Origin of the sequence: Lysinibacillus sp. A1, from assembly GCF_000801965.1 — a bacterium.
Classification (GTDB): domain Bacteria; phylum Bacillota; class Bacilli; order Bacillales_A; family Planococcaceae; genus Lysinibacillus; species Lysinibacillus fusiformis.
Genome location: NZ_JSZM01000012.1, coordinates 619,691 through 632,022, shown reverse-complemented (window position 1 = coordinate 632,022; position 12,332 = coordinate 619,691). Strand labels below are relative to the sequence as shown.

The following is a 12,332-nucleotide window of genomic DNA, read 5'->3' as shown; positions in this document are numbered from 1 at the left end:
ATGATTTACAACAATACCATTTTAAGTAAAAATAGAATTGACAAGGTAGTTGGGAGGTTATTCATTTGGTTAAATGGCAAGGCTCTGCCGCTATTTGTATGAACGCAGAAAATCGTTTATTAATGGTTTTGCAAGGATCAAAGGAGGAAGAAAAAACTTGGGCTGTACCTTCAGGTGGAAAGGAGGCATTGGAAATTTCCAGTCATGCTGTATTCGCGAAGTATACGAAGAAACAGGCTATACAGTTACTATCATCAAGGAAATTTATAGAAAAAATAATGCAGTTGTAGAAGTCCATTACTTTGAAACCGTCGTCATTGGTGGACAAATGACTATTCATGATCCTGACGAATTAATTTATGATATCGCATGGCAATCTAAAGATGATGTTGCACGACTAGCATTGACATTCCCAGAAGATCGATCATTTCTCTTATCTTTATTTCCATAAAAAAAGTCACGTCTTCTCGACATGACCATCCTTTTACATATAAAATTACTGGCTGTTCTCTTCTGGATGTTGATAAATAATTAAGGCAGAATGGATGACCGTTTGTTCTCCGATATAGAGGGTATTGTATTTGATATCAAGTATGAAAAAGTAACTTAAATCTAATAAAGCCCGATTAATATCATGTTCAAATTGCACAATATCATTGTTTTGAATTGTCACAACTTGAGTCGTTTGTGTCATTACCCACACCCCTTTTCCTTAATAAAGGGTATGAAAGTCAGTATAAAAATATTGGAGCTTTTTAGCTCCAATATTTTTTAGTACATCGTTAAATATTCCTCACGCTCCCAGTTATGGACCCGTGTGCGGTATTTATCCCATTCGATTTCTTTGGCAACATTAAACTTTTCATAAATATGATCACCTAGAGCATCTCGTACAACTGAATCCATTTCTAATTCAATTAACGCATGCTCTAATGAAGATGGTAAGCTATCAATGCCATTTAATTCACGCTCTGGACCTGTCATTTTATAAATATTGCGATCTACCGCTGCTGGAGGCGTTAAATCCTTGCGTATGCCATCAAGCCCCGAAGCCAAGATCACAGCCATTGCTAAATAAGGATTCGCCGCTGGATCAACTGAACGTAATTCAACACGAGTTGATAATCCTCGAGCTGCTGGTATACGAATAAGTGGTGAACGGTTTTGAGCAGACCACGCAACATAGCATGGAGCCTCATAGCCTGGGACTAATCGTTTATAAGAATTAACAAGTGGATTCGTAATCGCCGTAAATCCGTGTACATGCTGGATGATTCCTGCCATAAAGCTACGAGCTGTTGCACTTAATTGAAGTTCTGCGTGTTCATCATAAAATGCATTTTTATCCCCTTCAAATAACGAAAGATTAAAATGCATACCAGAGCCGTTAACTCCGAATAGTGGCTTCGGCATAAATGTTGCATGTAGCCCATGCTGTGCAGCAATTGTTTTTACGACTAATTTAAATGTTTGAATATTGTCGCATGCTTCAATGGCACTAGCATATTTAAAATCAATTTCATGCTGTCCAGGTGCTACTTCATGGTGAGAAGCCTCAATTTCAAAGCCCATCCCTTCTAGCTCTAAAACAATATCCCGACGACAATTCTCCCCTAAATCTGTCGGAGCTAAGTCAAAATAACCTCCGCTGTCATTTAGCTCAAGTGTCGGATGCCCCTTTTCATCCAGCTTAAAAAGGAAAAATTCTGGCTCTGGGCCCAAGTTAAAGGAAGTGAAACCCAACTCCTCCATTTCCTTTAAAACGCGCTTTAGATTAGAGCGTGGGTCTCCTTCAAATGGTGACCCATCTGGCCTTGCAATATCGCATATAAGACGCGCGACCTTACCTTTTTCAGCTGTCCAAGGAAAAATGACAAATGTATTAAAATCTGGTCTTAAATACATATCAGATTCCTCTATACGTACAAAGCCTTCAATCGAAGAGCCATCAAACATAACCTTATTGTCTAAAGCTTTTTCTAATTGACTCACAGGTATTTCTACATTTTTAATCGTTCCTAATATATCAGTAAATTGTAGGCGAATAAACTTCACATTTTCTTCCTTTACTCGGCGTATAATACCTTCTTTTGTATAATGTTTCATTTTCCACCACTCCAATGTAAATTTAATTAACACACTTTTTTTATAACTGCTTTTAAAATACATCATTTTTTTATTTTTAGCAATATGTATGTAAGGTTTTATAACATCTTTCTTTTAGAATATATTTATCTTGATTTTCGATACATAAAAAAGGCGTACCCATTGACTAAATGGATACACCTTATATATTTTTAAAATTGTAATAGCATATTAACGAACACTACGAGAATGACAGCTGGTACTATGATTACCATTAACATCCTGTAAATCGAATAATACCCCTGCCCCATCTGGCTTCCCATTAGCAGTTCTCTTTTCACAAATTCTTTATCTACTACATATGCAATAAAAATTGCAATGGACAAGTTCCCCAATGGCAGCATTAAGTTTGATACTAAAAAGTCAGTTGCATCAAAAATATTCTTTCCAAAAACCGATACATTCGCTAGCAGGCTAGAGGAAAGAGATGCTGGGATGGCCGCAAGAAAGACAACTACACCAAGACATGAAGTCCATACCAGACGAGACTTCTGACTATTTTCCATAAATGCCGCAACAATAATTTCGTATAAACTAAACGAGGACGTTAATGTGGCAAATAAGAATAATAATAAAAACATCGCTAAAAATACTTCCCCAAATGGCATTTGGCTAAATGCTGTCGGTAGCACCATAAATAACAAGCCCGGCCCAGCTGCCGGCTCTAAATCAAAAGCAAAAACGACCGGGAAAATAGCTAGTCCAGCTAAAAATGAAACAAGTACCGTTAGCATAACGACGGAGCCTGCTGAATTCGGTAGACTCACATCTTTTTTGAGGTAGGAACTATATGTAACAAGACAAGAAAATCCAACGGCTAACCCAAAGAAGGATTGCCCTAAAGCTTCTAATAAGGCTTTTCCGGTAATATTTGAGAAATCAGGCCATAAAAAGAATTTTACCCCTTCCATGGCGCCATCTAATGTGACAGCACGAATCACTAGGACAATGAACATAATAAAGAGCAATGGCATCATCCATTTATTCGCCTTTTCAATACCATTTTGGACACCTAATGAAATAACAAGTACGTTTGCTAATGTAAACAAAGCCAAACCTACAATTGTAATCCAAGGTGTCTCAATTATTTTTCCAAATAGTTCTCCAGGATCAATAGCCGGATCAATGACAGCACCCGCTACGCCTAGCCCACTATAAATAAAAATCCAGCCACCGACAACGCTATAAAATGTTAGTAATAAAAAACATCCGAGAACACCCATGCGGCCAATCCATGCCCATCCCTTTTTCATAGGAGCAATTTTTTTATAGGCAGTGATTGCCTCTGACTGTGTACCTCGTCCTAAAATATATTCAGATAATAGCATCGGGAGCCCAATTAATAATGTAAACAATACAAAGATTAAGAAAAACGCGCCTCCTCCACTTTGTCCGGTTACATACGGGAGCTTCCAAATCGCTCCTAGTCCAATTGCAGCACCTGCTGATGCTAAAATAAATCCTAACTTACTAGACCACTGTCCTTTTTTTCCACTCATCTCTTCAAACTCCTCTAACTTTCTAAACTCTTCTCTAATTTTACATGAAAATATAGCTTTCGACTAGGTATTACTAAAAAAGAACTAGTTATATTTTGACAACCCGTTACCTTTTTCTATTTTTCTTTCTATATTCCGCCATAAAAAAACCTCGAGTTCATCCCTCGAGGCTTAGTACATTTTATTTTGTTATATACATAGAACGCTGGCGGTCAATCCATTTACGCATTGTCGTAAATAATAACGCCATAATACCCGTTAATAAAATCCCTTTGACAATATTAAATGGTAAAATACCAGCGATAATCATTTTATAAAGTGAATCACCTACAACAGGCTCCATTCCTAAGAAGTAAGTGTACATTGGTAAAAATACAGCATAGTTTAAAACACTCATTCCTACTGCCATCACAATTGTTCCCATTGCTAAACCTCCAACAAGGCCAGCGATTGTTTTAAAGCGATTAAAAATAAAGCTTACTGGCAAGATGAATAAAATACCTGTTACAAAATTAGCCATATGCCCTACAGGAACGCCTGTTGGAGTGCCTGAGAAAATCCAATCCAACACATTTTTAAACAATTCTACTAAAATACCAGCTACAGGTCCCATTGTGATTGCCGCAAGTAAGGCAGGCATATCACTGAAGTCCACTTCCAAAAATGCTGGGAATGGCGGAATCGGGAAATTAAAAAGCATTAATAAAAATGAAATACTGCTCAGCATGCCAATCGTAATAAACGATTGAAGTTTGACATTTTTCTTCATAGAAAACTCTCTCCTCTTTGCTGATTCAATCTCGCAAGAAGAAAGGTGACGATCTTTCAATTGTTTCATGAAAAAACCCTTATGCGTTTAATAAAGCATAAGGGAGAAAGGCATAACGAATAAGCGTCCTCATCAACTAATTTTTGAGCACTGTTTAATAAACCATACAAAAAAAGCGCTCGGTCATAGTTCATTTCATGACAATGAATGACGATCGTACCTCCATCTTCTCCCATCCAGACTTTAACTGTCGGCCTTGGAATTTCACCAAGTCAGCCATGCGAAAATTCGCACAGGTCGCGGGCTGAAGAGTTTAACATAAATCAAGCGAGCTAATGAATATATTCATTAGCGATTTATGACTCTATTACCGCCGGTCGGGATTTTCACCCTGCCCCGAAGATGAATCATATTATTTTATTCTACAGCTTTACTATAATGAATTACGAAGTAAAAGTAAATAGTTCTGCTCAAAAAAATCCGATTAAATTGCTATGTTTTATAAATAGAAAAGGCACTCCCGCCATGCAGGAATGCCTCTCTTGTTTTTTCTTCCTTCGACTATGGTAAAAACTGTTTATTCGGTCCCACTGGCTTTGGTAAATAACCCTTTAAATCAAAGCCTTCCCAGCTTTCTTGCACAACATTATCTAAAAGGAGCTGTTGATTAAAGCTAGCAGCTGTTAACATCATGGCCTCAATTAATTGAGTAGCTCGTATTGGTTCCATAGATGTTAAATCAAGCGGAATATCAAAAGTCACAACTACACCTTCCGCTTGTTCAGTGACTGTGTATGTTACATTTTCAGGCACTACCGATGTATAGACATCATCATTTTTATTTTTCATCAGTGTAAGTGCCTCTGTGACTGTCTCAAAAGATTGACGGAAATCTGGTGATAAATATTCTGCACCATTGGAATCATGGTACAAGTAATAATTATAGTGCTTTGCATTCGTTAAGGACATTCCTTGACTTGGCTCACCTTCTTGAGAAAACTCATACGGGGTTCCATCTTCATTTTGGATTTCCACTTCGGTGTATTCAGAGTCTGAGAATGTGTCTTCCATTGTGCCTTTATATTCATTTACTGCAGCAGAGGCAACATCATAGTCATTCCCCTTTGGCAAGACATGGATAAGCTTATCATCCTTTTCCTTCAGCTCACCTTTATAAGGATGATACTCTGTAAACCCTTTAGCCTCCTCGTCAATTTGAGGAGCATACTTTTCATATATCCGTAAGGTAGAAGGCTTCTCTTCTCCAAAATCAGTAGCCACACGTTCATTTGGAATCACATACGTCATAGGAACACTTTCCGCATCACGCCCTGCCAAACCAATACGAAATACGACAGCATCTTTTACATCCTCCTCATAGACAGATGTACGTAAAGATAAAATGCGCTCATGTTCCGCAACAATACTTTTGGAATCCAGCATTTCATCCTGCGTGGCCGCTTCCTTTGCTGCTGAATCCTCTTGCATCGTCGAAAACTGAGCCGTTTCAGGCATACTCGCTTGATCTTTTTGCTCACCTTGATTGTTCTTCAATATTGTGCCAACTAGTATTGTTAGCACAAAGACTGCGGCTACACTCATATAAATCTGCATATTACGTACTTTTGATCTCGTCGTAGGCTTTTTAATGGTAGCATCTTCCTGTTGAGATGGTTCATCTTCTATAGGTTCTTGCATAGTTTCTTGAAGGTGTATATTATCTTGCAAGCGAGCATCTGCCATTAACCGATTTAATATATCTTCTTTCGAACGGTGGTCAGAAAGCTTAGGGGCATTGTTCAGTACATGTTCAAGCTGCTCATCATCAAATGGCTTATGTGTCATTGCCGTTTCGCCTCCTGTTCTCTGATCGGCTGTAGCTGTTGCCTTAAAAATTTAATGGCTCGATGCTGGGTTGTTTTTACCTTCGCTTCTGTCCAATCAAGTATTTGCGCCGTTTCTGCAATCGATAAATCCTGGAAATAGCGCATAATAATGACCATTTTTTGATCGCCAGTACAGTTTTCTAATGCTGACTCTACTTGCATAAATTCATCACTGGCCTGTAGCATTTCCTCCGGTGATGGTGTGTTTGAATGGAGTTGTTCCGTTTCCCAGTCAAAGAAATCAAGCGAATGCTTCTGACGCACTGCTTGCTTTCTAAAATGATCAATCGCAACATTTTTGGCTATTGCAAAAAGCCATGTTTTCTCACTACTATTGCCTGCAAATTGATCGTATGAGCGCAATACTCTTACATACACTTCATGCGCTAAATCTTCAGCAAGTGTACGGTTTTTTACTAGATAGATTAGAAACTGGAACACGTCTTGATGATAGGCATCGTATAGTCGATGGAACACGGAGTCATTCAATGCACTCCACCCCCGTTCTATATTATTTGTCGTCTTACATTCGCAGAAGTTACAGTCAATTAATAACAAACCACGTTATTAATCGAACGGTAAATAAAATGTGAAGGTAGTACCTTCCTTAAGCACACTATCTACCATAATATTTCCTGAGTGTGCTTTTATAATATTTCGTGCAATGGCTAAGCCAAGTCCCGTACCACCCTTAGATCGAGTACGTGCCTTATCTGCTTTATAAAAGCGTTCAAAGACATAAGGTAAATCATCTTGAGGAATACCATGTCCTGTATCTTGAACAGAAATTTTAGCGAATGTTGGCTCCTGCTCCACTTTTACTGTGACAGATCCCTCATCCGTATGTCTTAGTGCATTGTCGACTAAATTTGTGAGTACTTGCTCGATCCGATCCTCATCTATATTAATCAGTGCATCGTCATTAAATTCACTATCAAATAGTAGACGAATATGCTTTTCTTTTGCAACCTGTGCAAATTTTTGGGTAATACGCTCGAATGTAGAATTAATTGGTAATTCATCTTTATAGAGTGTCATATGCCCCGATTCCATGCGTGCTAAATCTAATAAATCCGTGACAAGGCGACCCATTCGTTTGGATTCATCATAAATAATTTTTGTTATTTCATTACGTTCTTCCTGATCTTGAATAAAATCATCATCCATCAAAGCTTCAGAATAGCCTTGTAGCATGGCGATTGGCGTCCGCAATTCATGAGAGACGTTCGCAATAAAATCGGATCGAAGTTTTTCTAGGCGGTGTTGTTCAGTCATATCACGAATAACAGCGACTGCACCACGAATGATTTCTCCACTATAAAGAGGACTAATTGTAAACGTATAGTAATTACCATCCATTTCAATTTCCTCTTCTAGCTTATCCTCAAACATGAGTACATGATCCAGCATATGATACAGCTCTGGCGGTATTGGCTTCGCACTTTGTGAGCCTTTGTTTACAAACCATTTTTGCATCAGACGTTCCGCTGGTGGATTACTTAATAATATTGTACGGTCGCGATTAAATGTGATCACTGCATCTGTCATAGATGTCAAAATATTGGATAGCTGTTCATTCTCTTGATTGATGACCTCTAAATTATGCTTTAATTGACGACCCATTTGATTGAAGGCAACTGCCAGCTGTCCAATTTCATCATTTTGAGTCGTAGGCATTTTCGCTTCAAAATTCCCTTTTGCAATTTCAAATGCCAGCTCACGCATTTTTCTTAGTGGAGATGTAATACGTGAAGACAAGAAGAACGCAAAAAATGTAGTCAAGACAAATGCTATGAAAGCTGCCAAAAAGACAATTTTCGTCGTTTCCTTGGACGTTTTATGTAGGGCATCGGGGCTTTGATAGATGAAAACTGCTCCATGTACAGCATTTTCTACATTTAATGGGAAACCAAGCACAACGTAAGATTCCATTTTCTCTTGATCAGTAGAGGAGGGCATCATCATTTCTTTAGTAATTGGTTCATCTGATTGAAAAACCTCACGGAAAGATTTATTTGCCAAAATAGTATCTTGAATTTCCTTTTTATTGAGTCCTTCTTGCATGGCAAAGGATACCTCTACATGGCTGATTGCGATGAGTGCATTGGTGCCTTTAGGTAAAATATCTTTTAATAATTCCGAAGTCGATTCAGCGGTTTCATTGTCATCCACTATACTTGCCACAGTGGCAGCAGTTTGACGTAAAGATATTTCTGCTTGCTGCATATGGTAGTTTTGAAGAAATTCAAGCATTAATACCGTGAAAACAAATAATACAAATGAAACGAGAAGCAATATGGTTACCCATAGCTTCCCGACAACACTATTCCATATTCTATTCATTGACAACCTCAAATTTGTAACCAACGCCCCAAACCGTCACGATCATTTTAGCAGCGTTTTCAGAAACACGGTTGAGCTTTTCACGTAAACGTTTTACGTGTGTGTCAACTGTACGTAAATCACCAAAGAAATCGTAATGCCAAACCTCTTTTAGTAGTTGTTCACGGTCAAATACTTTGTCTGGCGATTTCGCTAAGAAGTAAAGTAATTCATACTCTTTTGGTGTTAAATTCACCTCAATGCCCTCTGCTGTTACACGGTGTGCATCATGATCGATCATCAAATGCTGGAACACCACTAAATCTTTTGAAGAGGATGCATTGGTCGTTGGTGAGAATGCCTGTGAACGACGTAAAATGGCCTTCACACGTAACACTACCTCACGAGGACTAAATGGTTTTACAATATAATCATCTGCTCCTAGCTCGAAGCCTTGAACTCGATTAGCTTCCTCACCTTTAGCAGTTAATAAAATAATAGGAGTTGCAGCGCGTTCACGAATTTCTGCACACACTTCTAGCCCATCTTTTTCAGGCATCATAATATCAAGTAAAATACAGTGATATTCTTTTTCTAAAGATTTTTCGATCGCTTGTTCACCATTTTCTGCCTCGTCAACAAGGTATCCTTCTCGCTCCAGATACATTTTTAATAAGCGGCGAATTCGATCCTCGTCATCTACTACTAATACTGAAATATTTTCTGACACTTTCACGATCCCTCTCTTCCAATCTTTCTCTAACTTCTATTGTACATGGTGTGACACATATTGAAAAGAAAAGAAAGCCTCTTCGCTAGAGCGAAAAGGCTTGTTGTTTCACAGGTTATGCGTAGGAGTGTAAACCTGCAAGAATTAAGTTAACAGCAATTAGGTTAAATAATATAATACCGAAACCAATTAATGCTAACCAAGCAGATTTTTGACCTTCCCAGCCTTTTGATAAACGTAAATGTAGGAATGCCGCATAGAATAACCATGTAATAAGAGCCCATACTTCCTTAGGATCCCATCCCCAGAAGCGACTCCAAGCAATTTGCGCCCAAATCATCGCAAAGATTAAAGCACCTAGGGAGAATACAGGGAAACCAATTAGCACTGAACGATAGCCAATTTCATCAAGTAATTGTAAATTAACACGCTTCACAAGTGGCTGGAAAATAGCGCTTATTCGACGACGTGCAATTAAGCGAATTAATAAATACAATACTGACCCTACTAATAATGACCAAAAGACAGTTGTTAGTTTCTTCGCATTAATTAATGCTGGCATTTCTACAATTGGTGACATGCCATGCTCTTCAACTGCCTCATACTCATTCATACCGAAAACTGGTGGTAAATTGTAAATAATTTTACGCGTAGTTCCTTCTTTGTCCACATAATTGTAGCTAGATTCATAATCCATTGCACTGAATGTAGAAGTCACAGCAACAAACCCTACAACTACTACAAGACAGTACATAACGGCTTCTAACCAAAATCGTTGTTTAGAAGGCTTCGTTAAATCTACAACCTTTAATAAGTAAATAAGTCCAGCCACAGCACTGATCGCTAAAATAGATTGCCCTAATGCCGCTGTAATCACGTGAATTGTTAACCAATGGCTTTGTAATGAGGGCACTAATGGACTTACTTCTTTCGGGAACATTGAAGCATAAGCGATAATTAAAAGTGCTACTGGTAATGCTACTAATCCAAGTGCAGATAAACGATAAATAAAGTAAATTAAAATAAACGCACCAACAATGAACATACCAAAGGCAGTTGTAAATTCAAACATATTACTTACTGGCGCATGTCCAGTATAAATCCATCGTGTAATAAAGTAGGCAAGCTGTGATACAAATCCAATAATTGTTACCACAATGGCAAGCTTACCCCATTTACCAGTGTTTTTACCTGTAGCATTCGCTTGTTTAATGGAACCACCAAATAATAACGTCGCAACTAAATAAGCAATAAAAGCTACAAATAACAGGTTTCCACTTATGTCAATCAAACTCATAAGGTGTTGTCACCTTCCTTTTCTTTAATGCCACCATTCGTGGACTCTTCGCCAGCCTCTTCTTTCTCTAACTGATCTTTGTATGGAGGCAATGCTGCAAATGCTGTAACAGCATCTAAATCCTTTTTCATGCTGAACATATTTTTATTAACATGGGCCGCCATTAAAACACGGCCATCCGGCTCAACTTGAAGCCATAAACGACGGTGATTCCAGTAAGATCCAATTACGACACCAATCATAAAGATAACGCCACCAACAAATAAGATAGGAATTGTACTATCTTTACGAACCGTAATACCAGACATATCACGCATCTCTGCTGCAGCAAATTTCATTCTGTACTGATTTTCACCCAGCGGTTCTAGTGGTGGCTGCATAATTTCCACAAAACTTACTTCGCCTTCTGGTGTTTCTGGCGTAGTCATTTTAAATAAAAATGCTGGATTATTTGGAATCGATGTTTTTGTTTGAGGTTCCCCATTTTCAAAGCCATCAAAATCTGGTGTATAGACTAGAATTTGCACGGAAGAACCATTACCTAAATCATATTCTTTTTTAGGATTTGTTAAATCAATTTCCACTTTACCAAGTGATTTTTCACTCGCCTTATTAATTAATTCAAAATTCATTTGCTTTAATTCATTCAGACGATAATCCATTTGATAAAGAGCATAGCCATCTTCTTTTAATGGGTGATTGACACGAATCGAATAATCTTTAACTTTTTCCAGATTTTCCGTATCACCCGGGATTGCATCTTTAGGCTGTTTGTAAAGCGTAATGTCAGTTTGGAAGTTTTTTGCAACCACATTAACATTTTGCTTTACTTGCTCTCCTTGGGGTTCATTATCATGAGTTTCTAAAATAAAATCTCTGTTTTCAATGAAATAACCGTCCATGCCAGTAATAGCACGTGTTTCTCCCTCGCGGACCCATATCGACTCATCCACATAGAAGCCTGGTACAAGACGTAACATAACCCCACTTATGAAGATAATGAGCCCAACATGGTTTATGTACGGACCGTAACGAGAAAAGCGACCTTTTTCAGCTAAGAGAGCGCTACCATCTCGACGGACAGAATATCTCATTTCAGTCATCTTTTGAGCCACTTTATCAAGCGTTTCCTCAGCGTCAGCCGTTATTTGACCCTCACCAAAAATGCGTTGACGCTTCATAAAGCTTTCATGTCTTTTAACACGTTGATTCTTTAGAGATTTATAGAGCGGGATTCCTCGGTCCAGACTGGCTACAATAATTGACACAGCTAACATGCCAACCAAAATTTGGAACCACCATGAACTATATAAATCTGAGAGTCCTAGCGTGTAATAAATTTTACCGAACGTACCATATACGTCAGCGTAATAAGCTCCCTTCTCTATATCAGAGGCTTTTACGTAAAACTCTTGTGGTAGTAATGTTCCGATTGAAGCAGCAATTAATGTGATAATAATTAAAGATATACCAACTTTAACACTCGAGAAGAAATTCCAAATTTTGTCGATAACCGATTTATTATAAGTCTTAGAACGAATGGCAGTACCGTCATAGCGCATATCGACAACTTTATTTTGCTTCTCTTCTTCCGTTAAAGGACGACCACATTTCTCACAGAGCTTCGTGCCGTAAGGGTTACTATGACCACAAGCACAAATGATTTTTTCCATCGTCATTTACT

The 12,332-nt window shown here is 38.2% G+C and carries 10 protein-coding genes, 1 pseudogene and 1 riboswitch; of the genes and pseudogenes, 1 reads left to right on the top strand and 10 read right to left on the bottom strand.

Annotation, left to right across the window (positions count from 1 at the left end; all coding sequences use genetic code 11):
* The first annotated feature begins 98 nt into the window (after nucleotides 1–98).
* Nucleotides 99–476: pseudogene (locus tag PI85_RS12575) on the top strand (NUDIX hydrolase).
* A 20-nt stretch (nucleotides 477–496) separates the two neighbouring features.
* On the opposite strand, the gene PI85_RS12570 reads toward PI85_RS12575, so the two are convergent.
* From PI85_RS12570 to PI85_RS12525, 10 genes are all read right to left on the bottom strand, one after another.
* Nucleotides 497–694: a hypothetical protein gene (locus tag PI85_RS12570; protein ID WP_036124290.1), complete on the bottom strand. Its 198-nt coding sequence runs from the start codon at nucleotides 692–694 to the stop codon at nucleotides 497–499.
* Between the two features lie 77 nt (nucleotides 695–771).
* Nucleotides 772–2,106, bottom strand: a complete 1,335-nt coding sequence (gene glnA / locus PI85_RS12565; RefSeq protein ID WP_036124288.1) for a type I glutamate--ammonia ligase — start codon at nucleotides 2,104–2,106, stop codon at nucleotides 772–774.
* Between the two features lie 191 nt (nucleotides 2,107–2,297).
* Nucleotides 2,298–3,644 carry a sodium-dependent transporter gene (locus PI85_RS12560; RefSeq protein ID WP_036124286.1) on the bottom strand — a complete coding sequence of 449 codons (1,347 nt, stop codon included), beginning with the start codon at nucleotides 3,642–3,644 and terminating at the stop codon, nucleotides 2,298–2,300.
* A gap of 181 nt (nucleotides 3,645–3,825) precedes the next feature.
* Nucleotides 3,826–4,413: an ECF transporter S component gene (locus PI85_RS12555; protein WP_036124285.1), complete on the bottom strand. Its 588-nt coding sequence runs from the start codon at nucleotides 4,411–4,413 to the stop codon at nucleotides 3,826–3,828.
* Nucleotides 4,414–4,633: 220 nt separating this feature from the next.
* Nucleotides 4,634–4,821, bottom strand: a riboswitch (FMN riboswitch).
* Nucleotides 4,822–4,974: 153 nt separating this feature from the next.
* Nucleotides 4,975–6,258: a hypothetical protein gene (locus PI85_RS12550; protein WP_036124283.1), complete on the bottom strand. Its 1,284-nt coding sequence runs from the start codon at nucleotides 6,256–6,258 to the stop codon at nucleotides 4,975–4,977.
* The gene (gene sigX / locus PI85_RS12545) at nucleotides 6,255–6,788 is read right to left on the bottom strand and encodes an RNA polymerase sigma factor SigX (protein ID WP_036124281.1); all 534 of its coding nucleotides are present in this window, start codon (nucleotides 6,786–6,788) and stop codon (nucleotides 6,255–6,257) included. Before sigX ends, PI85_RS12550 begins: the two co-directional genes overlap by 4 nt.
* A 78-nt stretch (nucleotides 6,789–6,866) precedes the next feature.
* Nucleotides 6,867–8,642, bottom strand: coding sequence for an ATP-binding protein (locus tag PI85_RS12540; protein ID WP_036124279.1), 1,776 nt, complete (start codon nucleotides 8,640–8,642; stop codon nucleotides 6,867–6,869).
* On the bottom strand, nucleotides 8,635–9,351 hold the full coding sequence (locus PI85_RS12535; RefSeq protein WP_004232215.1) for a response regulator transcription factor: 717 nt from the start codon (nucleotides 9,349–9,351) through the stop codon (nucleotides 8,635–8,637). Before PI85_RS12535 ends, PI85_RS12540 begins: the two co-directional genes overlap by 8 nt.
* 115 nt (nucleotides 9,352–9,466) lie before the next feature.
* On the bottom strand, nucleotides 9,467–10,648 hold the full coding sequence (ccsB, locus tag PI85_RS12530) for a c-type cytochrome biogenesis protein CcsB (RefSeq protein WP_008174608.1): 1,182 nt from the start codon (nucleotides 10,646–10,648) through the stop codon (nucleotides 9,467–9,469).
* Complete coding sequence (locus PI85_RS12525; protein ID WP_036124278.1) at nucleotides 10,645–12,321, bottom strand: cytochrome c biogenesis protein ResB; 1,677 nt, start codon at nucleotides 12,319–12,321, stop codon at nucleotides 10,645–10,647. Before PI85_RS12525 ends, ccsB begins: the two co-directional genes overlap by 4 nt.
* Nucleotides 12,322–12,332 lie beyond the last annotated feature (11 nt).